The sequence below is a fragment of the Confluentibacter sediminis genome (assembly GCF_003258355.1).
Classification (GTDB): Bacteria; Bacteroidota; Bacteroidia; order Flavobacteriales; family Flavobacteriaceae; genus Confluentibacter; species Confluentibacter sediminis.
In genome coordinates this window covers 294,203-318,627 of the sequence record NZ_QKPO01000001.1, presented here as the reverse complement: position 1 = coordinate 318,627, position 24,425 = coordinate 294,203, and the positions used below count along the sequence as shown (strand labels likewise).

General features: G+C 33.5%; 24 protein-coding genes and 1 riboswitch. Of the genes, 14 read left to right on the top strand and 10 right to left on the bottom strand.

The features are described from left to right. Positions 1-97 precede the first annotated feature (97 nt). From DKT72_RS01535 to DKT72_RS01525, 3 genes are all read right to left on the bottom strand, one after another. Positions 98-1,687 carry a serine hydrolase domain-containing protein gene (locus DKT72_RS01535; protein WP_162623211.1) on the bottom strand — a complete coding sequence of 530 codons (1,590 nt, stop codon included), beginning with the start codon at positions 1,685-1,687 and terminating at the stop codon, positions 98-100. 132 nt (positions 1,688-1,819) lie between these two features. Then, positions 1,820-3,961 (bottom strand): family 43 glycosylhydrolase, encoded by a 2,142-nt coding sequence (locus DKT72_RS01530; RefSeq protein ID WP_111306948.1) that lies wholly within the window; start codon positions 3,959-3,961, stop codon positions 1,820-1,822. 260 nt (positions 3,962-4,221) lie between these two features. Beyond that, positions 4,222-5,859 carry an ABC-F family ATP-binding cassette domain-containing protein gene (locus DKT72_RS01525; protein WP_111306947.1) on the bottom strand — a complete coding sequence of 546 codons (1,638 nt, stop codon included), beginning with the start codon at positions 5,857-5,859 and terminating at the stop codon, positions 4,222-4,224. Between the two features lie 371 nt (positions 5,860-6,230). On the opposite strand from DKT72_RS01525, the gene DKT72_RS01520 reads away from it, so the two are divergent. Together DKT72_RS01520 and DKT72_RS01515 are read left to right on the top strand one after the other, a co-directional pair. Then, complete coding sequence (locus DKT72_RS01520) at positions 6,231-6,677, top strand: KTSC domain-containing protein (RefSeq protein WP_111307047.1); 447 nt, start codon at positions 6,231-6,233, stop codon at positions 6,675-6,677. A gap of 54 nt (positions 6,678-6,731) precedes the next feature. Further along, positions 6,732-7,298, top strand: a complete 567-nt coding sequence (locus DKT72_RS01515) for a hypothetical protein (RefSeq protein WP_111306946.1) — start codon at positions 6,732-6,734, stop codon at positions 7,296-7,298. Here the strand turns inward: DKT72_RS01515 and DKT72_RS01510 are convergent. Beyond that, positions 7,291-8,529 (bottom strand): glycosyltransferase, encoded by a 1,239-nt coding sequence (locus DKT72_RS01510; protein ID WP_111306945.1) that lies wholly within the window; start codon positions 8,527-8,529, stop codon positions 7,291-7,293. The genes DKT72_RS01515 and DKT72_RS01510 overlap by 8 nt on opposite strands. 7 nt (positions 8,530-8,536) lie before the next feature. Continuing rightward, positions 8,537-9,010, bottom strand: coding sequence for a heme-binding domain-containing protein (locus tag DKT72_RS01505; protein WP_111306944.1), 474 nt, complete (start codon positions 9,008-9,010; stop codon positions 8,537-8,539). Positions 9,011-9,050: 40 nt separating this feature from the next. Here DKT72_RS01505 and DKT72_RS01500 point away from each other — a divergent pair, with 40 nt between their 5' ends. The 3 genes from DKT72_RS01500 to DKT72_RS01490 all read left to right on the top strand — a co-directional run bounded on the left by DKT72_RS01500 (position 9,051) and on the right by DKT72_RS01490 (position 11,234). Continuing rightward, positions 9,051-9,626, top strand: a complete 576-nt coding sequence (locus DKT72_RS01500; RefSeq protein ID WP_111306943.1) for an adenylosuccinate lyase — start codon at positions 9,051-9,053, stop codon at positions 9,624-9,626. A 63-nt stretch (positions 9,627-9,689) separates the two neighbouring features. Next, complete coding sequence (gene purB / locus DKT72_RS01495) at positions 9,690-11,033, top strand: adenylosuccinate lyase (protein ID WP_111306942.1); 1,344 nt, start codon at positions 9,690-9,692, stop codon at positions 11,031-11,033. A gap of 9 nt (positions 11,034-11,042) precedes the next feature. Further along, positions 11,043-11,234: a hypothetical protein gene (locus DKT72_RS01490; protein WP_111306941.1), complete on the top strand. Its 192-nt coding sequence runs from the start codon at positions 11,043-11,045 to the stop codon at positions 11,232-11,234. A gap of 63 nt (positions 11,235-11,297) precedes the next feature. On the opposite strand, the gene DKT72_RS01485 is transcribed toward DKT72_RS01490, so the two are convergent. The 4 genes from DKT72_RS01485 to DKT72_RS01470 are packed head-to-tail and all read right to left on the bottom strand — an operon-like array spanning position 11,298 to position 13,429. After that, the gene (locus DKT72_RS01485; protein WP_111306940.1) at positions 11,298-11,840 is read right to left on the bottom strand and encodes a GFO_1091 family lipoprotein; all 543 of its coding nucleotides are present in this window, start codon (positions 11,838-11,840) and stop codon (positions 11,298-11,300) included. Between the two features lie 15 nt (positions 11,841-11,855). Next, a complete protein-coding gene (locus DKT72_RS01480; protein WP_111307046.1) occupies positions 11,856-12,413 on the bottom strand; it encodes a GFO_1090 family protein in 558 nt (185 codons plus the stop codon). Between the two features lie 43 nt (positions 12,414-12,456). Beyond that, entirely contained in the window at positions 12,457-12,933 is a 477-nt protein-coding gene (locus DKT72_RS01475) for a PG0215 family putative anti-sigma factor (RefSeq protein ID WP_111306939.1), read from the bottom strand. Then, entirely contained in the window at positions 12,920-13,429 is a 510-nt protein-coding gene (locus DKT72_RS01470; RefSeq protein ID WP_111306938.1) for a GFO_1088 family ECF-type sigma factor, read from the bottom strand. Before DKT72_RS01470 ends, DKT72_RS01475 begins: the two co-directional genes overlap by 14 nt. Positions 13,430-13,576: 147 nt before the next feature. Here DKT72_RS01470 and DKT72_RS01465 point away from each other — a divergent pair, with 147 nt between their 5' ends. Beyond that, positions 13,577-15,070, top strand: coding sequence for a GFO_1087 family putative carboxy terminal peptidase (locus DKT72_RS01465; protein WP_111307045.1), 1,494 nt, complete (start codon positions 13,577-13,579; stop codon positions 15,068-15,070). Here the strand turns inward: DKT72_RS01465 and DKT72_RS01460 are convergent. Then, on the bottom strand, positions 15,067-16,938 hold the full coding sequence (locus DKT72_RS01460) for a TonB-dependent receptor plug domain-containing protein (protein ID WP_111306937.1): 1,872 nt from the start codon (positions 16,936-16,938) through the stop codon (positions 15,067-15,069). The genes DKT72_RS01465 and DKT72_RS01460 overlap by 4 nt on opposite strands. A 67-nt stretch (positions 16,939-17,005) precedes the next feature. Next, positions 17,006-17,309, bottom strand: a riboswitch (cobalamin riboswitch). A 207-nt stretch (positions 17,310-17,516) separates the two neighbouring features. Between DKT72_RS01460 and DKT72_RS01455 the strand changes: the two genes are divergently transcribed. The 8 genes from DKT72_RS01455 (at position 17,517) to DKT72_RS01420 (ending at position 24,393) form a co-directional block, all read left to right on the top strand. After that, a complete protein-coding gene (locus tag DKT72_RS01455) occupies positions 17,517-18,662 on the top strand; it encodes an ABC transporter substrate-binding protein (RefSeq protein WP_111306936.1) in 1,146 nt (381 codons plus the stop codon). After that, positions 18,663-19,694 (top strand): FecCD family ABC transporter permease, encoded by a 1,032-nt coding sequence (locus tag DKT72_RS01450; RefSeq protein WP_111306935.1) that lies wholly within the window; start codon positions 18,663-18,665, stop codon positions 19,692-19,694. Between the two features lie 103 nt (positions 19,695-19,797). Continuing rightward, on the top strand, positions 19,798-20,592 hold the full coding sequence (locus tag DKT72_RS01445) for an ABC transporter ATP-binding protein (protein WP_111306934.1): 795 nt from the start codon (positions 19,798-19,800) through the stop codon (positions 20,590-20,592). Between the two features lie 94 nt (positions 20,593-20,686). Continuing rightward, positions 20,687-22,003 (top strand): DNA recombination protein RmuC, encoded by a 1,317-nt coding sequence (locus DKT72_RS01440; RefSeq protein ID WP_111306933.1) that lies wholly within the window; start codon positions 20,687-20,689, stop codon positions 22,001-22,003. 11 nt (positions 22,004-22,014) lie between these two features. Next, positions 22,015-22,359, top strand: a complete 345-nt coding sequence (locus DKT72_RS01435; RefSeq protein WP_111306932.1) for a DUF8785 domain-containing protein — start codon at positions 22,015-22,017, stop codon at positions 22,357-22,359. 156 nt (positions 22,360-22,515) lie between these two features. Then, on the top strand, positions 22,516-23,151 hold the full coding sequence (locus DKT72_RS01430) for a SatD family protein (protein ID WP_111306931.1): 636 nt from the start codon (positions 22,516-22,518) through the stop codon (positions 23,149-23,151). Beyond that, on the top strand, positions 23,148-23,864 hold the full coding sequence (locus tag DKT72_RS01425) for a DUF3307 domain-containing protein (RefSeq protein ID WP_111306930.1): 717 nt from the start codon (positions 23,148-23,150) through the stop codon (positions 23,862-23,864). The genes DKT72_RS01430 and DKT72_RS01425 overlap by 4 nt, the downstream gene beginning before the upstream one ends. Then, positions 23,851-24,393, top strand: a complete 543-nt coding sequence (locus tag DKT72_RS01420) for an acyl-CoA thioesterase (protein WP_111306929.1) — start codon at positions 23,851-23,853, stop codon at positions 24,391-24,393. The genes DKT72_RS01425 and DKT72_RS01420 overlap by 14 nt, the downstream gene beginning before the upstream one ends. Positions 24,394-24,425: the final 32 nt, after the last annotated feature.

The following is a 24,425-nucleotide window of genomic DNA, read 5'->3' as shown; positions in this document are numbered from 1 at the left end:
ATAAATTATGGATTGTTTTAATTATCAATAAAGGTAGTTAAACGAAGCTAGTCAAAAAATTATTCTAAAATCAATAACACCAACACTCTAAATTCTATCAATCAGTTAATTTAATTCCCTTAAGCACTATATTATTCATTGGTACTTTCTGGCGGTCTGGCGGTCCTGGCAAACTCGCAGGTGCCTCTATTTCCATAGTTATGTTTTCATCTTCAAATGTAAAATGAAATGTTTCATTGGTTCCTGGATTAAAAAATGACTGGTAATATGCCGATAATTTATTGGAAGCAGTCCAAGTATAAATACCTGCTGTTTTTACAGGCGTTACTCCCATAGAATTTGGATAAACTGTTTTTGTGAACGAAAATGTACGGTCTGTTTCTCCATAGATCCACGTATCCAAACCAAAGGGAATATTATGAATCGCACTAGGAGTTACCAATGTAAGATAACAATGGCCTTCAACATCAAAACGGAACAAAACCGTCTGAATATTAGAGCTGTTATCTTCCATTTTATAGCGACGTGTTTCCATGGTTACTTTAGTTGCTGTCGCCTCTTCAAAGGGTTTCTTGATTTCATAATCGGCGATTTCAGCTTCTAAATCAAATGCTGGGTCTGCTTCTAAGGGTTTATCACTAAAGGAAGGTAACATATCATAAATTAAATTGTTAAAGCCTGCCTCATCACTAATTTTACTATGGCAAACCAAAATAAAATCGTACTTTGGAATTACCATGATTAACTGGTTTTGCCCACCGATGGCGCGATACGAATCATGGCGTCCCATCCAAATTTGATAGCCATATCCTTGCGAACCATCATCATTTGTTTTTTGCATTTCTTCTTCTGTCATCTCTGGATGTTGAAAAATATGCGGCGTTGTTGCCGCCTCCACCCACGTAGAATCCAATAATTGTTTGCCATTCCATCTTCCTTTGTTTACTAAAAACAATCCCATTCTAGCTAAATCAGAGGTTTTCATATGGGTACCTCCATTCCCCATATTGATACCATCATTATCCATTTCCCATATCACATCTTTAATGCCTAATGGCTCTAACAAACGTGGTTTTAAATAATCGTGAATGGTCATCCCAGTAACTTTCGTAATAATATGGGATAACATATGAGAAGCTGTAATATTATAGGCAAAAAACGTTCCTGGTTCGTAGGCAAATGGTGCTGCCAAAAAGGAGCGCACCTGACTTAAACCAGAACCTACATATCGTGTTGGTTTATGTCCAACAGACATGGTAAGAAGATGCTTTACCGTGAGTTTTTCCAACTGGGGTGAAATGGTATCAGGAAGCAATTCTGGGAAAAAGGAAATCATCTTGTCTTCAATATCTAACAGCCCTTCTTGAACGGCAAAGCCAACAGCTGCTCCAGTGAATGTTTTTGTAGCTGAATATTGTGCATGCTGAATTTCGGGTTGATATGGTGCCCACCAATGTTCCGCAATCACCTTACCATGACGCAACATCATCAATCCGTGTACATCGTAACCCTTGGAGGCTACTTGTTCGAAAAAATGAGCTATTGTTTTAGAAGGGATACCCTCTGCTTCTGGTGCACTATAAGACAACTCATTTTCTTTGGTTTCTTGCTTTTCGGGTGGTTTAGTACATCCTATAATCAATAAAACACATGAAATAATTAAAAGAAGAAAAGATTTTAGTTTCATATTTAGTTGGTTAACGGTTTTAACAAAAATAAGCTTGGTATTCATAAGAAAGTCAATACAGAGAGCAAAACTTCAAATCAAAACCATATGAAGTCAAAGTCTATGTATTTTCCCCTCTAATATTTATTTATTTTAATCGAATGTAATGATTATTTTTCCGAATTTTTCTCCAGGAATGACTTTAAAATTCATTTCACCAGTAACATCCATGCCTTTACCTAATTCGGTAAGCTCAGCCGTTACTGTGGGTTCATCACCAGATCCAATAAGTTCTGCTTCAGTTAGTTTACCACTCCAAAGTACAGGCCCAAACGTATGTTTAACCGTATAAGTGTCTGGTTTAATACTATCAAAAACATATTCGTTTACGCCTTCACGCGTCATTTTTCGCTCTAGTAGCGTACCGCCTCTATATCCTATACTTATTCCTTGAGAAAGTTCAATTTCAGCACCTCTCCCCATGGTTTCTTCTGTTCTTTCTTTATAATAATCTGTTCCGCTATCAAAAGCTTCCACCTCAAAATAATATTCGGGTGTTTTGTTAAGACTATGCATAGTGAGTGTATTGGTATCATATACCATATAATTATTATAAAGTTTATTGGGTTCAATGCCATAACGAACCACATACCCATCGGCCCCTTTAACAGGTTCCCATAAAAGGGTGGCGTCGCGACGATCTTCTGGATTGCGCACAGCCATTATAGCATCAACTTTTGTAAATGTTGCTACATCGGGATTGCCAAAAATGCGTAAATCCTTCACCGCAAATTTTCCTTTACTAGGAGTAAACACATTGGTTAATTTTACATACCTCGCTTTTATAGGTTTTTGAAGTTCAACATAATCATGTCTTAAATCCTGAATGTTATGACTCTTATCTATAAGCATGAACCAATTTTTGTTATCACTTGACACTTCAATGGTGTAAGATTGGTAACGATCAAGACCTCCGCCACCGCCAAAACCGAATCCACCACCTGATGGCATTTCAGCACCATATTGGTCGAAGTTTGTTTGAATAGCATAAATATTGGCATCTTTACCCAAATCAACCGTCATATATTCCCCTGGGTCGCCAGTTCCCGCAGACCAAAAGGTCATAAAATTTTCATCAACAGCGTTCGCCGGTTTATTTTCTTCAAACGTAGAAGATACTTCAACCTTTTTTTTCTGTGATAAAAGCATCCATCCTGTAAAATTAGTATCAACTGCATCTTTTTTGACACCAGGATAATACTGCGGATAATCGCCAAAAGCCGTATTGGAATGCATCACGCCATCTGCATCTACAGCAGTGGGGAACAATGATATTTCAGCACCTCCTCTGCCATTATAAAAAGACGGAATCATACAAATAGTCCATAATTGTCCATTTTTATCATGAAAGGTACTACCATGTCCTGCCCCCGGAGCAAAGCCAGTTGTTTTGAATGTTAAAGGATTGTGTTGGGAATATTCAAACGGTCCCATAGGAGTGTCTGACACATAAACACCATGTGAATATGATAAAAATTCGAGACCAATAGATGCATATTGCAAATAATATTTGCCCTTGTGTTTTGTAATCCAAGGCCCTTCTATCCAAGGATATTCTTCTGGGAAATAGTCTCTATGATTGAAGAATGGAAATATAACATCGTCTTTCCTTCTGCGCTCAAAACCATGTTCTTCATAGTTGCCAAAGAAACAGATTTTTGGCTCTCCAATTTCCTTAAATGTTTTAGGATCCAGTTCAACAACCTTGAACGGCATCAATTGAGACCAACCATAATACATGTACAACTTGCCATCATCATCGTAATACATATTGGCGTCACCATAACGGTCACTGTCAAAACTACCAGCTTTTGTCCATTCCCCACTTTTAGGATTGCTACAAGAGAACACATCTTTTTGGTTCATCGCACAGGCATATAAAGTGCCATTCATATTGATAACGGACACGACACCACCCGGAAAATTAGGGGCATCTACATACGTCCAGTACCGCATATTTTTGGAAAACCAATATCCTCTGCTACCAGTAACAAAAAGATAATAATCATCTTTATAAATAAGCACAACGGGTTCGCCTCCTCTTCGAGCTCTTTCCGATCCTACAACCAAATTAATTGGATTGCAAAATGTTAAAGGGTTATCCGTTATTTGAACGGTAAAATTTTCTGAATTATCTGAACTTTGACTTTGATTTTCTGAAGCGCTTTCTTTACAGGATGTACCAATAATAGTAAGAAAAACTAAGAGCATTACCCCTTTCATTGGATGTTTCATAATAATTTAGTTTGGTTTATTTAGTTGATTGTTTTGCTTATTAAAATGGAAATTACTTGTCATTTTAATAAGCTACTAATTTAACAGATTGCTACTTAAAAATCAAGCAAAAGTATAGCTATCAAACATATAGGCACATATTTTTTGCACACTTACTGGAATACATTATAACTATAAATGAGCGATACCTATGGAAACTAAAAATGTCAATAAATGGTTTTCCAATCACTTATTGACATTTACTTATAAAAACAAAAAAATTATTTCTTTAAATCAATCTGCTTTAAATTCTCAATGCGGTTTCTTACCAAAAAGTCATCAATAGTTTCAAAATGTTCAAGAACACGTTGGTCTTTAAATTCGAATACTTTTTGTGATAAACCTTGAAGAAAATCACGGTCATGCGATACTAAAATCAAAGTACCATCAAAGTTTTTTAAGGCTTCTTTTAAAACGTCTTTCGACTTTAAATCCAAGTGATTGGTTGGCTCATCCAGAATCAGCAAATTAACGGGTTCTAAAAGGAGTTTTACCATGGCTAATCTGGTTTTTTCACCACCAGACAGCACACTTACTTTTTTGTCGATATCATCGCCTTTAAACATGAAGCCACCTAAAATGGTTTTTATTTGGGTACGGATATCGCCTTCGGCAACTTCATCAACCGTTTGAAAAATAGTTAAATTCTCATCCAATAAAGACGCTTGATTTTGTGCAAAATAACCAACCTTTACGTTATGCCCCAAAGCACATTTACCTTCAAAATCGATTTCACCCATAATAGCTTTAATCATGGTTGATTTTCCTTCGCCATTTCTTCCAACAAAGGATACTTTTTCGCCACGTGAAATAGACATATTAGCATTTTTAAACACGATATGGTCATCATAAGATTTCGATAAATCCTTAACCGTTACCGGGTAATCGCCCGAACGGGGAGCTGGTGGAAAACGTAGTTTTAAAGCTGATGTATCGACTTCGTCTATTTCAATAATTTCTAATTTTTCAAGCATCCGCTCTCGGGAACTTACTTGATTGGTTTTTGAGTAGGTGCCTTTAAAACGCTCAATAAATGCCACATTGTCGGCTATGAATTTTTGTTGTTCGTTATACGCTTTTATTTGGTGGGCGCGCCTGTCTTCCCGTAACTGTAAATAATGGGAATAATTCGCTTTATAGTCGTAAATCCTTCCCATAGTCACCTCAATAGTCCTATTGGTAATATTATCAATAAACGCTTTGTCATGTGAAATCACCATGACTGCTTTAGCTTTATTCAGTAAAAAGTCTTCCAACCAAATAACAGACTCTATATCAATATGATTGGTAGGCTCATCTAAAAGAATTAAGTCTGGTTTTTGCAATAAAATTTTTGCCAATTCAATACGCATTCTATACCCACCACTAAACTCGCTGGTTAACCGTGTAAAATCTTCGCGTTTAAACCCTAAACCTCGCAAGGCTTTTTCCACTTCGGCATCATAATTCACATCTTCTAACGCATAGAATTTTTCACCTAAATCAGACACTTGTTGGATGATTTTCATATACTCATCAGAGTCATAATCGGTTCTGGTTTCCAATTCTTTATTAAGGCGTTCCATTTCGTCACGCATTTTAAAAATATGGTCAAAGGCTTTCGAGGCTTCTTCAAACACGGTGCAATTGTCTTCAGTCAATAAGTGTTGAGGCAAATAAGCAATAATCACGTCTTTTGGATAGCGAACAGCACCACGAGAGGCTTTTTGCTCGCCAGCAATAATTTTCATCATGGTAGATTTTCCTGCCCCATTTTTCCCCATAAGGGCAATTTTATCATTTTCATTAATGGTGAAAGACACCTCACTAAATAAGGCACTACCGCCAAATTCTACTGCTAAATTATCTACTGAAATCATCGTATATTTTTTAAAGCTGCAAAGCTATAAAAAGATGTTAGATTTAGCCCGCTTCGCTTTTAGATTTTCCTCACATTAAAAAAGCAGCTACTCATTTCATTAATTTACATGAATTTCAATATCAGCAAAGTTTATATGTTTGTGCTAATGAGGGGAATTAGTGGCAAAAAAGAATAAATACCCTAAAGCCTTTGCCTATATTTTTACTCTTTTCTCTCTATTCTAGCGTCTTACATCTTAAAAAAGATTATCTTCGCGCCTTATTTTGAAAAAATCAGGTTATAAAAACATCCATACTAAACTTTTGTTCTTAGTAAAAACGAATGAAATGGATGTACCGTGAGGCCCATAAAAAAAGTAAAAAAGACCATATGAAACGTATTAGCGAGTATAAAAAATTGTTTAGTGTTGAAAAAGATATTGATCTTAAACAATTAAAATCTACTTATAGAAATTTGGTAAAAGAATGGCATCCTGATAAGTTTCAAGCTGGTCATGAAAAAGCTATGGAAGCCGAATTAATGAGCAGACAGATCATTGATGGCTATCACTTCTTGGTAAGCATTGCTCCAGAAACCAAAGCTGCTAATTTAGATGAATACAACAATACTATTAATAGCCCTATTATAGATTGGCAACATAAAGGCTTGGTTTTAGAAATGAGTTTTTTAGATGGCAACACCTATGAGTTCTTTGGTGTCAACAAGGCTTTATATATTAAACTTTGTCAAGCGGATAAACTAAACCGTTTTGCTAAACGTAATATTTTCAATACCTATACTTATAGAAAAATTAAAAAAAGTGAGGTTGAAGCTTAACAGCTTGGTAACGCAACCTTTTATTTGTTTGAGCATCTAGGTTATAAAACCGACATGAAAACAAAACTCTTTATTTCTGCTTTAATAGCTTTAGCTTTAGGATGTAACTTAAGTTGTGATACAAATAGTGACACAAACTATAAACACATAAAAGAATTTGAAACAAGTCTAGAAACTTGGAAACGTTTAAAACTGGAGCATGGAACATCTTATACTTATGAAATGAGCTCGGGTTCTGTGTTTGGTTTTGGTAGCACTACTAAAATAACGGTTGAAAATAATATAGTGATTTCTAGAACTTTTGAATCTTATTCTATCTATGATGATAGCCATAATTACTTAGGTTATGAAAACAGATTGATTACGAGCTCTTATAATGAAACTTCTGAAACCATTGGAACCCATGTTAATGGTACTTCTCCTCTAACTATTGACGAGCTATATGATACCTGTTTAAACAACTATCTATCTGTAGATACCCGTACCAACCAAGTCACTTTTGCCGTAGATGATTTGAATGTCCTTAAAGATTGTTATTATATTGCCAATGGCTGCCAAGATGATTGTAGCACTGGTATCATGATTAGTAAATTTGACTGGCTAGGATTAAACACTAATTAATCTTATTCTTCTCCTCAATCCATTTACTCATAAACTTAGTACTCTGCATGGTATGATGGTGCAACATTTGACCTGTAAAATTGTCTAATCGATGTAGCTGAAGGTTATTTAGAATTGAATTTACTTTAAATATAAAATCTGAAACAAACAATTGTCTATCAAAACGGGCATTTATAATATGAAAGCCATTTTTTTGTTTTCCATTCCAGAAAATCTTGTCTGTATATAATTCTATGGCTTTATGTACAAATTCTTCGGTATCATCAGCTATAAATCCATTTGGTTCAAACGTGCTAAACATACCTTCAGCGGCAATGGTCGTCATAACACAAGGTGTTCCGTTTAGCATTGCATCAATTAACTTTCCTTTTAAACCTGCACCAAAACGCAACGGTGCTAAACAGACTTTGGCATGTTGCATCACTGTATTAACATCATCAACAAATCCTTTTATTATAAATCCCTCTTTTTCATCGGTAAGCTTTAGAATTTTATCTGAGGCATACGACCCATAGATGTGAAGCTCGACTTTTGGGAGTTTTTTTCTAATTAAAGGCCAAATTTTTTCTTTTAAAAACAGTGTAGCATCGTAATTAGGAGCATGCAAAAAGTTTCCAATGGTAATAAAATGTTCTCTTTGATTCAACTTTGGCAATTTACGTTTAGCTTCCATTGTAACAGCTTCTGTTAAAAATGGCAGATAATACAAATGATGTATGCTAACTTTAAATTGATTCTTTAATATCTCGATTTCTTCTTCTGAAATAATAAGACTTAAATCGCAACGATATAAACTTGCTATTTCACGTTTCGCGATATCGTTAAACAAATAGGATTTATCAAACATCACCTCATTTTTAAGGGCTTGTTCCCTGCCTTTTCTTAAGCAATGTAAATCTTCGGTATCTAAAATCCGTAAGGCATTTGGACAGTGTTCAGCAATTCGCCAACCAAATTGCTCTTCAACCATAAACCGGTCAAAAATCACAATATCGGGATTCAATTGCTTTATAAATTCATCAAAACTAGAGTTGTTCAATTCAATGGCAACCTGTTTTATTCCGATAGTTTCAAGATTAAAAGCATTATCGGTTTTGGCACAAGCACTAGCGAATGTTATTTTATAATTATGGTGTCGAAATATATCTATAAGTTGCATCATACGGCTACCCGCCGCAGAACTTTTAGGTTCTGGCCAAACAAAACCAATAATTAATAACGTCTTCTCCAAAATGATTCTATTCAGGTTTAGGTTCTAAACTGTATTTTAAACGGACTTGTTTAGCCCAATCTATAACAGATTTTCTTTGTGCATCGGTAAGCTTCGCATCTGTGTGCGACCAAGTGTAAGACTCCAAAGGCATTTCTTTTTCTTCAACCATTCCAATAAGTTCCTCAAATTTATGGTCTTTACGTTTGGTAGAAGTACCCTCCCAATTGGAGATATTAAAATGCTTTTTTCCATCGTTAACATGCTCTGCCAACCAATAATTTACAGGTGTTATTTTATTATACCAAGGATATCTGGTTACATTGCTATGGCAATCGTTACAACTAACCTCTAAAATATGTTTTACTTCTGCAGAAGGATTGGTTTCTGCATAAAAAGCATCCATAGAAGCCAATTCTCCTTCATTTTTTTCTGGACCAAAAAACTGGGCGATTACAAACACCACAAGTAAAGTGATAAGTATCTTTTTTAATAACTTCATGATTTATATATTTAAAGTTTAAAAATAGTAAAATAAATTGATGACTAAAGACCAATTATATAATGAATTAACAAAAGTAAGTGCTTCGCGTGAAAGCAGATTAACATGTGCTCAACTTGTTAAAAATAACATGAGTTTATTTCCTGACCTTATTGACATACTTTTCAATGTAAATGATGAAAATTCCTGCCATGCTGCTTGGGTTTTTGAATTTGTGTGTGCTGATTATATGTATGCCATTATTCCATATTTAGATACGTTTACTAAAAAGGCCTCTAAAATTCATTTAGATTCTGCTATGCGCCCTGTGGCTAAAGTTTGCTCGCAGATTGCTACAGCCTATTATTCCAAAGAAAACAATACTTTTAAAAGACTCCTAAAACCAGAACATAAAAAACGTCTTGTTGAAACCTGTTTTGATTGGATGATTAACAAACATAAAGTCGCTGTAAAAGTATTCGCTATGGAAACATTGTTTCTTTTCGGACAAGATAACGCTTGGATCCATAAAGATTTAAAACAAATTTTAGAACAAGATGCCCCAACACAAAGTCCTGCTTACAAATCTAGAGCCAAACATATTCTTATTAAAATGAAAAAAACATCAAAATCATAAAAGGCTAGTCGGAAATCGAAAATCAAAACCCTATCTTTGCAACTTCAAAAAAAACAACCAAACATGTCATTATCACAACTAAATGCCATCTCACCTATTGATGGAAGATATAGAAATAAAGTTAACGAATTAGCACCTTATTTTTCGGAAGAAGCTCTTATAAAATATCGTGTTTTAGTTGAAATTGAATATTTTATTGCTCTTTGTAATATTCCATTACCACAACTTAAAGGAATAGATTCTAATATTTTCGAAAACTTAAGAAACATTTATAAAAATTTCTCCTCGGAAGATGCACTTGCTATAAAAGAGATTGAAAGTGTTACCAATCATGATGTTAAAGCTGTTGAATATTTTATAAAAGAAAAATTTGACAAGCTAAGCTTGACTAAATATAAAGAATTCATCCATTTTGGTTTAACATCACAAGACATTAATAACACAGCCATTCCTTTAAGTATTAAAGAAGCTGTCCATGATATTTATACACCTGAATATTTAAACGTTTTAAATAAACTAAAAGTATTGAGTCAAGATTGGTCGGCCGTTTCCATGTTGGCCAGAACACACGGACAACCAGCATCTCCCACCCGATTAGGGAAAGAGCTAAACGTTTTTGTGGTGCGATTAGAACAACAGTTCAATTTATTAAAAACCATTCCTCATGCTGCAAAATTTGGGGGAGCCACCGGTAATTTTAATGCACATCATGTTGCTTTTCCAAATATAGATTGGAAAGCTTTTGGAAACACATTTGTTCAAGACACTTTAGGTTTACAACATTCATTCCCCACAACTCAAATAGAGCATTATGACCATATGGCAGCTTTGTTTGACAATCTAAAACGAATCAACACCATTTTAATAGATTTAAACAGAGATATTTGGACCTACGTGTCTATGGATTATTTTAAACAGAAAATCAAAGCTGGTGAAGTAGGCAGTTCTGCGATGCCACATAAAGTAAACCCCATTGATTTTGAAAATAGCGAAGGGAATTTAGGGATTGCTAATGCCATTTTTGAACATTTATCTGCTAAACTTCCTGTTTCAAGATTACAACGCGATTTAACAGATAGTACTGTATTAAGAAATGTTGGTGTGCCTTTTGGACATACATTAATAGGATTTAAGTCTACTGTAAAAGGATTAGGTAAATTATTGCTAAATGAAAGCAAATTTGCAGACGACTTAGATAATAACTGGGCCGTTGTTGCTGAGGCCATTCAAACCATTTTACGTAGAGAAGCCTATCCAAACCCTTACGAGGCATTAAAAGGTTTAACAAGAACCAATGAAAAAATAAACCAAGATTCTATTTCAAATTTTATTGATACATTAGATATTTCCAATATCATAAAAGAAGAATTAAAACGTATAACTCCTAGTAATTATACTGGAATTTAAAACATACTGATGTTAACAGACCAACAATCATTAATACTTTGCGGCATTATGGGAATGGGCATTTTTGTGACCGGAATACTAGACTTTTTAGGTAATTCTGTTGTCCTGGCCATATTTACTCTTATTTTTTCTGCCATTATAATTAACCTTTTCTTTTGGAAACATCCAAAAGAAGAGAATGACCAGGAAAATATAGACTAAAAAACACGGGCTTTCCAAATTATGGAAAGCCCGTGTTTTTAAATTACATGACTTGACTATTCTTTATTTAAAGAAATTCATAACATTATTGAATTGCGATGTATCCACATTAGATGTATCAAACAGTTGTCCTAACGTTATCATCTTTTCAGGACTCATATCGTTTCCTAATACACGCACAATCCCAAAACCCATCTCTTTTGAACTACCAAAAATAACCACTTCATCTGCATCTTCATCACTACCAATGTATTTGACACTTACTTTAGCTCCGTTATAATTGAAATCTATAAGTTCATTGTATTTTTTGTCTTTTAAAATGCTTTTCACTTTAGCCAATTCAGAATTAAATACATCAACCTGAGTCGAATCTTTTTTATAACCTAAAAAATTTAATCGTTCAACGGAATGGTATGCTTCTTTTTGCTCTGATGTTAATGTAGATTCATCAATGTTTAACATGGAAAGCGGAACATCTTGGGAAAGAAAGTTTTTAGAATTTTGATGCTCTACAAAATAACGTTGCAATGATAAACCATTATTACAGCCTACTAAACAGAAGGCTGCAATAATGATTGTTATTATATTTTTGATGGGTCGTTGCATGATAGATGTGTTGTTTTATTTCTTTTTTTCTAATTGCTTAGCTCCTGGAATATTCATTTTATCGGTAAGCTTAGAGATTTCGTTCAAATCTATATCACCTGTTAAAGACACCACCACGGTTTCAACTTTACGCTGTTCGCCATTAATTTCAACACTTTCTTTCATCACTTTATTTATACCATTAACAAAAATGAGTAGCTCTTTCACATGATCTGCATCTTTACCTTCTTTTATATAGAATTTAACTTCGGCACCATCATCTTTAACTTGCATTAATTCTTCCAAAGAACCTGAACGTGACTTTACCCATTTGGTAAGGTCGGCAGAAATATTTTTATTATCCGTTACAATCGTTTTAAAGCTTGTGATACTTTTTACCATATCCATATAAGCTTTTGCTTCAGGATCGTCTACATTAATCCCCATTTTAGCTATCATTTGAAACATTTTGGGTTTTATAGATACATAAGTCACATCTGTATTGTCACTATATTTTTCAAAAATATCTTGCGCCATTCCTGACATTGGCAATAACATGATTGCCATTACCATTGTGATTATTATTTTTTTCATGAGAGTTGTTTTTAAATTATTTATTGATTGCATGGTTCGTTTTTTATTGATTTGTTTTAAAAATAATATTTGTTGTGTTTTCAATTTCGTTGAGATATCCCAATGTTGAAGCACCTTTATCGTATTCATCAAGATATTGTAACGTTGAAGTTCCTGTATTGAAACTTTTAGAAATCATTTCTAACGATTTTGAAACTTCGTTAAAAGCTATTTCTGGATCATTAATAGTACCTAAATCATTATTTAAATTCGATTTAAGGTAAACACCCAACATGATAACAGCTACTGCAGCAACAGAAATCCATTTATAGTTAAATACTTTTTTAGTTTTTAATGGAATGTCCTTAGTAAATTGTTCTTGTTGGTTTACCAAAAAATACGCAAACATAGGTTTATACATTTCTAAATGTGGCGCGACAGTTTCTTGCGAAAAATAGTTTTTTAACTGTTGCTCTTCTTTTAGGGAGGTTTCTCCGTTTTCGTACTTTTCAAGTAATTTTTCTATATTATTTAATACCATAATTATGCGTATTAGTTAATTTTTCTCTTATTGTTTTTCTAGCTCTAGATAAGGTCACCCGTACTGCTGTATTATTCATATCCAACATTTTGGCAATCTCGTCTAAATCGTATTCTTCTATATCCCGTAATTGAATGACCATTTTTTGTTGCTCTGGTAAATCTTCAATAATTTTCGCTACCCAATTAACACTATCATTTAACTCAACCTGCTTTTGTAACGATGTATTATTATCTTCATAATTACTATGTACAATTTTTAAATTTTGCGATTGTTTAGACTTCAACCTATCAAAACAAAAATTCTTCGTCATGGTCATTGAAAAAGCCTCTACATTCTTATAATCTTCCATCTTTTCCTTATGGTTCCACAATTTCAATAAAACCTCTTGTGTAGCATCTTCCGCTTCTTCCGTAGATATAAGTAATCGTTTTGCTAAACGAAATACCTTATCTTTAAATGGCATCACAATATGTAAAAACTCTTTTTGAGTCATCGCTTGGTTTTGATTAGTTAAAAACAACTTAGTTATGGTTATTTTAGATTACGACGAACGACCATCTTTTTTGTTACAAAATATTTATATTTACATAATAATGTAAGCCAATTTACAGTTTACATGACTAAGCTTATAAAAAAAACAATGAAACATTATAAAGCCCTAATTCTATTAATAGTCGTTTCTTTTTTAAACACGAGTTGTTTTAAAGATAATGATGATACCCAAGTTACTTCAAGTTCTATAAATGATTTTGTATGGAAAGGCATGAATTTATTTTATCTCTATAAAGATAATGTGCCTAATTTAGCTAATGATGCATTTACTAGTAATGAGGCTTATGCCAATTATTTAAATAGTTTCGCAAAACCAGAAGATTTATTTGAAAGCTTAATATATCAACGAGAAACCGTTGATAGATTCAGTTGGATTGTTGATGATTACATAGCATTAGAACAACTATTTTCTGGGGTAACTACTAGCAATGGCATGGAATTCAGCTTATTTCTTCAACCAAACAGTAACACAAAATTAATTGGTATTGTACGTATCGTTTTCCCAAATAGTAGTGCCAGTAATAACGGACTTAAAAGAGGCGATATATTTAATGCCATTGACGGTACTGAATTAACAACAGGTAACTATACAAGTTTATTGGGTTCTAACTCTTATACTTTAAATTTAGCCAGTTATAATGATAATGGAACTGCTTCCATAACTGACGATACTATAATTTCTAAAAATGAAAGCATCCATTTGACTAAAGTTGAATATACTGAAAACCCCATTTTTGAAACCAAAGTTTTTAATGTGGGAGGTGAAAATGTGGGCTACTTAATGTACAATGGTTTTACAGCTGATTTTGATCAGCAACTTAATAATGCTTTTGCAACATTTAAATCAAATAACGTACAACAACTTGTGTTGGATTTAAGGTATAATTCAGGGGGTTCTGTAAATTCGGCGATATTATTATCAAGTATGATAACTGGGCAATTTACTGGAGAGGTTTTTAGTACCGAAGCATGGAATAGTGACTTTCAAGCGGCTTTTGAAAAAGACAACCCTGAAGCGTTAATAAACAGGTTTGTAAATAATAATAAAGGCTCCGCTTTAAATAGTTTAAATCTTCAAAAAGTATATGTCATTGCTTTAGAATCCTCTGCTTCCGCCAGCGAATTGGTTATAAACGCCTTAGACCCTTATATCAACGTCATTCATATAGGCGAACATACCGCTGGAAAATATCAAGCCTCTACCACCCTTTACGATTCCCCTGATTTCTCACGTAATGGTGCAAACCCAAGCCACAGCTATGCCATGCAACCATTGATATTTAAATCATTAAATAAAGTTGGAAGAACAGATTATTTTGACGGTTTAACCCCTGATATCGAACTCTCAGAAAGTTATTTAAACTTAGGTATTCTTGGGGATGAAAATGAAAAATTGTTAGCTGCAGCCTTGGCTGATATTCAAAACCCTACTGCAAAATCATCTTCAATAAAACCTGAAAAGGAAGCTTTTTTAACATTATTTAGAGATAGTAATAGTTTTAAACCATTCTATGACAATATGTATGTTGACAAAAAACTTCCTTCAGATTTATTAAGCAGATTTATGACTGAAAAAAATTAAAAGTTCAAATTCAACCCTAAACTCACATTTCTACCTTTAGTGGTATAGCCAATAATTTCTGTATAATCTTCATTAAACAGATTGGTTACAGTTGCAAAAAGTTTCACCTTGTTATTTATTAATTTCTGGCTGAAATATAGATCAATTAAAGAAAATGATTTTAAATCTACATCTTCATAGGTTGAAAAATCGGTATCTATTCTATTGCCTACAAATTGACAACTCAAGGATGCATAGGTTTTTTCAGAAAAATTATATCCAAAACTGGTATTTACCTTGTGTTTGGGTAAACGCAATCGTATACCATCTTTCAATTCCGTAAACGTATAATTTGCCGTTACTGTTAAATCTTCAATCATATTAAATGCAGCTTCAACTTCTAAACCTTGAACAGTAGCATTCTCGGTAGCATTCACATAACCCGTTGTATAAATAATGGATTTTTCTTCTTTTCGGTTAAAATAAAGTCCGTTTATACGAAATCCTTTTCTATTGGAAAACTCTAAACCACCTTCAACAGTTCTATTCTCTTCTGGTTCTAAATCAGGATTTGCTCCAAAAAAACCAAATAACTGTGATAAATTAGGTGATATAAACGAAGTGGCATACGAACCCAAAACCTTCACATATCCAGAATTCACATCTATACTGTAAGACGGATTTAAACTATATACAAAATGGGATCCATATTCACTATGGTTATTCAATCTAGCCCCAGCATTTAAATTCAATCCAAAATCAGATACATAAACCGCATTTATATAAGGATCGGACGTTGTATATGAACGTTCTTGGTCAAACAAAGTGTTATAATCGGCATAATTAAATCCAACAATGGTATAAAACGTATCGTCAAAAGTATATTTATTAAAAGCATCCACCACATAGCTTTTGGCTTCATAACTTGTTACAATATCTGAAATGCTTTCCCTATTTATTTCTGTATAAGCTGCGTTTACCTGAAAACTTCCGTTGGCATAGGTGAATTTAGGTGAAATTCCGACTCTTTTCTGTTCGTTTTTATAAGCATCATCTGTATCTGCAATGGTATAGTTTGGTGGTGGGAAACCATCGGTATCTGTTTTTAATTTATCATAACTTGCAAAGGCAGATAATTCAAAAGCATTACTAAAAGTATATCCTAATTTAACATTTGTATTAAATCTTGAAAACGGATCTTTTTCTGGCGTATCAGATTTGGCTGCCGATAGGCCATCGACATATCTATTTGCAAAACTTGCCAAATACCTGAATTTGTTTAGGTGTCCATTTACAGATATGTTATTGTTAAAACTAGAACCATTATAATTTTGGTCATCTGCTGATTGATTGGTTCCGACAACCGATAAAAAACTGGCTGATATGGGTTTTCCAGACTCTTTTTTAGTCGTAATATTTATAACCGCTGTAGCAGCTGCATTCCCGTATAATGTACTGGCGGCACCTTTAACAACCTCTATAGATTCAATGGTATTCAAATCTAGCAAACGTAAATCAAATTCATTGGAAACCAGTGATGGATCGTTCACCTGAATACCATCAATAAGTACCAAAACCTGCCTATTATTACCACCTCTTACAAAATAACCTAAATTTAAGCCTTCAACACTTCTAGTACCATTAATCTCAACACCACTTTTGGAATTAATCAATTCTGAAATGTTCCGCCCTTGGTTATTTTCAATTTCTTTTTGGGTAATTTTAATAACCGTTTTACCTGAATGTTCACGTTTCAAATTAAAGCGTGAATCTGAAATGACAACTTCGTCAAGTTGCTCCACTTTTGTAGAATCGGCTTGCTGTTGCGCAAAGCCACATAAGGATATACCAAAACACAGTACTCCACAAATAGTTGTTTTTTTGTTCATTTTAATAAATAATTACTCGAGAATCGCATGGACTATCATACGCAAACTTTTATCCCGAAAGTTTAACTTATTTGTTTTGAAAATGGCAGGTCTCCTGACTTGTTTTATGTTATTTCACCTTCCCAGCCATCAAGCCAGTGGTTTTAGAAGTATATAACATCCCATAATAGGGTGCTGAATCAAGTTCAGCAAAAACTCACAGTTGCGGGAACAGTTCAGGAATTAATGAATTACGATATCCGATTTACGATTTTTTGAGTTGATACATACCAAAATCGTAAATCTAAATTCTACAATCGTAAATCATTGCACCTGATTCCCTTTTAATTTATTCACGTGAAATGAACAAAACCAAATTTCGATGCAAATGTAAATATTAACTTTATAATACGAATTGAAAGCCTACTTTTTCTTAGTCATTTTATAGATTAAATACATAAATCCAATTAAAAAATGAGCTATTATAATGCCTGCAACTATATATATTGTTAAATTTGAACCATCTCGCATTGTTAATATTTTCACCAAAAATAACAAGCATAAAAATATTTAAAAATGACAATTGTCATCTTATACAAATGAAATATAAATCACATCTTTTAATTATTCTATTAACATTACTTAATTGTAAAAACGAGCCAAAAAAACAGCTATCAGAAAGTTTTGAAAGCGAGCAACTCCCTTTAAAATATGCCAAAGGTTTTTCGGTTGAAGATTATGGAACTTATAAAATTTTAGAAATTAAAAATCCATGGCCAAAAGCTGAGAATGTTTTTAAATATGCCATCATAAACAAAGAAAATGCTGCAAAAACGACTTTCCCAGCAGGTGCTTACGATGGGATTATCATAAACCCCATCCAAAAAATAGTTGTCACCTCCACAACCCATATTCCCGCTTTAGAACTTTTAAATGTTGAAAAAACGTTGGTTGGTTTCCCTGGAATCGATTATATTTCTTCTGAAAAAACAAGGCAAAGAATTGAAAAGGGACTGGTTAGGGAATTGGGCAAAAACGAAGGAATCAATACCGAAGTACTTTTGGAATTACAACCAGATGTCGTTATTGGTTTTGGTATTGATGGCAATAACAGAACGTTTGAAACTATAAAAAAATCGGGTATTCCCGTTATTTTTAATGGTGATTGGGTAGAAGCATCGCCGCTTGCCAAAGCCGAATGGATTAAGTTTTTTGGCGTATTATTCAACAAAGAAAAAGCAGCGGATTCTATTTTTAATACGATTGAAAAAAATTATTTAGAAGCTAAAAGTCTAGCTAAAAACACCAAAAACCAACCTACTATTTTAAGTGGGGCGATGCATAACGATATTTGGTATTTACCAAATGGGAACAGTACGGAAGCACAACTTTTAAAAGATGCCAACACCCATTATTTGTGGAGCGATTCCGAGGGAACAGGTAGCTTATCGCTTAATTTCGAAACTGTTTTTTTAAAAGCTAAAAATGCTGATATTTGGTTAAGCCCGTCCAATTACGCCAGCAAAGAAGCACTTAAAAACGGAAATACCCATCATGCCATGTTTAAGGCTTTCCAAAACAACACTATTTATTCTTCAATAAATACGACTGGTGCCTCTGGGGGAATTTTATATTTTGAGTTAGGCACCACCCGACCCGATTTAGTTTTAAAAGATCTTATTAAAATTTGCCACCCAGAACTCTTAAAAAATTATGATCTTTACTTTTTTAAATCCTTAGATTAATTGCCTAATTCAAATACATATAAATTATCATTTTTAGTATTATCTATCATACTTATCATATGTTTTTTAGCAAATATAAGTTTAGGGTCCATTTATATTCCTTTTAAAGACGTGTTACATAGTCTTATTGGAAACTCTACAGAACAAGAAACTTGGCAGCACATCATTCAAAATTACCGATTACCAAAAGCATTAACAGCCATATTGGTTGGCTCTGGTTTGGGCATTTCAGGCTTATTAATGCAAACACTATTCAGAAATCCACTAGCTGGGCCTTTTGTTTTAGGGATTAGTTCTGGTGCCAGTTTAGGTGTGGCTTTAGTGATTCTTGGCTCGTCTATTTTTGGTGGTGTTTTTATGTCGCTTTTAATCTCAAAATGGAGCATCGTTATAGCAGCTAGTTTAGGGAGTTCATTAGTATTATTCGCTGTTTTATTAGTTTCTTTAAAAATAAGGGATACTATGGCAATACTTATCATTGGTCTTATGTTTGCCAGCATGACCTCGGCCATTGTAAGTGTCCTTTCATATTTTGGGTCTGCACAACAACTGCAACAATACATTTTTTGGGGTTTTGGTAGCTTAGGAAATCTATCTTGGGATGAATTAATGATCTTTTTTATGATTTATAGCCTTGGACTACTTATCAGTTTAGCTTCTGTAAAATCGTTAAATACCATGCTTTTAGGTGAAAATTATGCTAAAAGTTTAGGTTTAAACATTAAAAGAAGTCGGTTTGCCATCATTATTTCAACCAGTTTATTGGCAGGAACCATTACAGCATTTACAGGTCCCATCGCTTTTATAGGTCTCGCCATTCCGCATTTAACCCGCCAAGTTTTCAATACATCCAACCACAAGATATTATTACCTGGGGTGTTTCTATTTGGAGCTATTGTCATGCTAATTTGCGATAGTATTGCACAGGTTCCTAATAGCGATTACACATTACCCATTAATGCCATTACGTCTTTAGTGGGGGCGCCTGTTGTTATTTGGCTATTGGTAAGAAAACGGAAAATGGTGTTTTAGACCAGTTAGATTGTTAGACAAATTAGATTTTTAGATACTTATGAAATTTTGTAACCCTGTAACCTTTTAACTTTATAAACTTGCAACTTTGTAACTCTAACAAATGATAGAAAAAAACAAACATATCATTTTAAAAACCAAGGAGGTATCCATTGGCTATGCTTCTAAAAAAGAACGCACCGTGGTAGCCTCCCATATTAATATAGAATTGCATCAAGGCGAATTGGTTGGTTTAGTGGGGGTAAATGGGGTTGGAAAATCAACACTTTTAAGAACCCTCACCCATGTTCAAAAGGCGTTGAGTGGCGACATTTTTATTAATGGCAAAAACATACAACAGTATGCCGCACTCGATTTGGCTAAAGTGCTAAGTTTAGTTTTAACCGAGAAATTGATCTCTAAAAATTTATCTGTTTTTGAAATCGTGGCTTTGGGCAGGCAACCTTATACCAATTGGGTTGGCAATTTATCTGACCATGATATAGCAATTATAAATTCTGCTTTAAGTAAAACCAATATTTCCGATTTAAAACAAAAAAAATGTTTTGAATTAAGCGATGGTCAATTACAAAAAGTCATGATTGCTCGTGCCTTAGCGCAAGACACCGACTTAATTATTTTAGATGAACCCACTACACATTTAGACATTTACCATAAAGTATCTACCTTAAAATTGCTACAAAAATTAGTTAAAGACACCCATAAAACCATTTTATTTTCGTCGCACGAAATAGATTTAGCCATTCAATTGTGTGATAGATTAATTGTTATGACACCCGATAGCGTTGTATCAGACATGCCCTGTAATTTAATAACAAAAGGCGTTTTCGATTCTTTATTCCCAAAAGATTTAATTGCTTTTGATGATAAAACGGGGACATTTCGGGTAAAAAAATAAGCTGCATTCAGTTTTAATTTGCAGTTAAAAACTTCACGTTTCTATATTCTTACTTCAAACTAAAACATTTATCTTTGAGTAAATCTTTTTCTTAATGGACAACAACCTTATCATAGTTCTAACCATTTTAATTTCAGGAGCCATTGGTGCCTATATTGGTATGACTTTCACCAAACTTAAAAGCAAAAGCGAGCAAAGCACCTTGGAAGAACGCCAAAACCAAATGACCAATACAATCAATGAATTAAAACAATATGTAAACAAAATTGAAGTTGAACGGGAAGCCATAAGAACAGAAAAAGACTTTTTAAATGCTGAATTAACTAAACGGAATACCGAATATGACAATCTGTATCAACTCAATTTAAAACGCGATGAAGAGTTAGAAAAACGGCAAGAGGCATTGCGCAAAGACTTTGAATTGTTGGCAACTAAAATACTGGATGAAAAATCGGAAAAATTCACACTTCAGAATAAAGAAAACATCAAAAACATATTAACTCCGCTACAAGAAAAAATAAAACTTTTTGAAGACAAAGTAGATTTAACCCAGAAGGAAAGCATCAGTATGCATTCGGCTTTAAAAGAGCAGTTGATTGGCTTAAAAGACCTCAACCAACAAATGACAAAAGAAGCCACCAATTTAACCAGAGCCTTAAAAGGTGACAGTAAAATGCAAGGAAATTGGGGCGAGTTGGTATTGGAGCGTGTTCTTGAAAAATCCGGTTTAGAAAAAGATAGAGAGTATTTTGTACAGCAAAGTTTCACCTTGGCAGATGGTTCCCGTGTATTGCCCGATGTGGTTTTACACCTGCCCGATGGTAAAAAAATGGTTATAGATAGTAAAGTATCATTAACCGATTATGAGCGTTTGGTAAATGCCGAAGATGATGATAAAGCCATGTATTTAAAAGCTCACGTCAATTCCATTAAAAAACACATCGATCAGCTTTCAGATAAAAATTATCAAGATTTATACGATATTGAATCGCCAGATTTTGTGTTGATGTTTATCCCCATCGAGCCAGCCTTTGCAGTCGTGGTCAATGAAGATAATAGCATTTACAACAAAGCCTTTGAAAAAAACATTGTGATTGTTACACCTTCTACCCTTTTGGCCACCTTACGTACCATTGATAGCATGTGGAATAACGAAAAACAACAACAAAACGCCATTGAAATTGCCAGACAAGCCGGTGCCTTATACGATAAATTTGAAGGATTGGTTATAGATTTAACAGGCGTTGGTAAAAAAATTGATGCTGCAAAAAGTGATTATTCCGCTGCCATGAACAAACTGGTCGACGGTAAAGGAAACCTCATTACCAGTGTTGAAAAACTTAAAAAAATGGGCGCCAAGGCAAAAAAAGCACTACCCGAAGCGATATTGAAACGTGCTGAAGACCATTAAAAATTAACAAAATGAAAATTCTTAAAAAAATTGGTATTGGCATTATTCTTTTAAGTATCCTTTATATCTGTTTTCTTTATTTTTCCAGTTATAGTAAAGGTGTTAGAGCTGGTGAATTAATTAAATTCACACATAAAGGGGTTATTTTTAAAACTTGGGAAGGCGAAATAAGTCAGGGCGTTTCCGAATCTCAAAGATTTCAATTTTCAGTAGAAGACAAAGAAAAACAAGTCATTGAAGATTTAAATAATTTTCAAGGTAAAATGGTCAAGCTTCATTATTTCGAACGTTATAAAACCTTATTTTGGTTAGGAGATGCTAAATATTTTGTAACAAAGGTGGAAGTTGAGCAATAAAAACAAGTATTATTTCATTTAAAAATCCGATATATTTGTTAATCCATTAAATATGTGATATATTTAATTATTCCTTTAAAAAGGCATATTATTAATTATTCCTTAAAAAGGGCATATTTATAATTATTCTATAAAAACGGAATATTAAATTTTGATATGGTAAGTGTTATAACAGGAGATATTATTAAATCTAAAAAATTTACAAATCCAGAAACATGGTTAACTCCTTTAAGAGAAGCATTGACCAATACTGGAATTGATAAAAAGTACTGGGAAATTTTTCGCGGTGATAGTTTTCAAATTGAAATTAAGGATAATAAAAAAGCCTTTAACATTGCGATTTATATTAAAGCCTGCATAAAAACCGTAAAAGGTTTAGATGTACGCATGGCTATAGGGGTCGGTAATAAAAATTTTGAAGGTCATTTGATAACCGAATCGAATGGAGAGGTGTTTCAATTTTCAGGAGACACCTTGGCGAATCTTAAAAAAGAAAAAACAAACTTAAAAATAAAGTCTCGCTATAATTTTTTAGACGAAGAGCTTAACTTATATTTTAAGCTTGCTTTAATGTCCATGGATCATTGGACCGTGAATTCAGCAGAAACCATTAAGGTTGCCCTAGAAAATGAAGATGTATTGCAAACAGAAATAGCAGAAATTTTAGGAATTAGTCAGGATGCCGTAAGCAAACGTTTGAAACGTGCTTATTTTAATGAAATAATGGATTTGGATAGTATGTATCATCAAAAAATAAAACAACTGGAATTAAATCTCTTGGAAGAAAAATGATACTATTGATAAAATTATTGTTAGCACATTTTATGGGCGATTTTTTTCTTCAACCAGAATCATGGGTGAAGGAAAAAGAACAAAAAAAATTAAAATCCCAAAAGCTTTATTTACATGTATGCATCCATATTTTGGTAACAGCATTCATTCTTTGGGATATATCACTTTGGCCCATCTTATTAATCATTGGTAGCTCACATTTTATAATAGATGCTACCAAACTTTCCATTCAAAAGGAAAATACAAAACGCTATTTATTTTTTATAGATCAGTTACTACATATCATCGTTATTGTTATTTGTTATTTTTCCTTTTCTGAAAATACGTTGAAAATTGATAATATTATAACAGAAAGCAACTTAATGTTATTGGTTTGCTTGCTATTTTTAACCATTCCTGTTTCTATATTCATGAAAATTATTTTTGCAAAATGGAATATTGAAGAGTTAACAAAAGACAATCAATCCCTAGAAGATGCTGGTAAATATATTGGCATTTTAGAACGTGTGTTGGTTTTTATTTTCATCATATTTAACCATTGGGAAGCTGTTGGTTTTTTAATAACAGCAAAATCTGTTTTTAGGTTTGGAGATTTAAAAGAATCTAAACACAGAAAACTAACTGAATACATTTTAATTGGTACACTAATAAGTTTTGGTATTGCCATAATTACAGGAATTATATACACCTATATTATTTATGCACATGTTTAAAAGCACCGAAGAATCACAAGTAAGTATGACCCAATTAATGCTGCCATCGCATTCCAATTTTAGCGGAAAAATACATGGCGGTTACATATTAAGCCTTATGGATCAAATTGCATTTGCTTGTGCTTCCAGACATTCCAGAAACTATTGTGTAACGGCATCTGTTAACAAAGTCGATTTTTTAAATCCTATTGAAGTAGGCGAACTGGCAACCCTTAAAGCTTCGGTTAATTATACAGGCAGAACCTCTATGGTCATTGGGGTAAGGGTAGAATCTGAAAATATTCAAACAGGAGAAAGAAAACATTGCAACTCATCATATTTTACTATGGTCGCCAAAGATGAGAATGGACATAATGTGACCGTTCCGGGTATTATATTAAACACTAAAGATAAAGTTCGCAGATTTGCCAGAAGTATAGCAAGGCAAGAGCAAGCCAAAAACAGAACGACTGCTTTTAGAACTTCGGAATTTAAAATGGAATTGTATTTAGATTCCTTGAAAGATCAGAATGCTAAAATTGAGCTTTAACTAAAAAATGCCGCTGTTAGCGGCATTTTTTA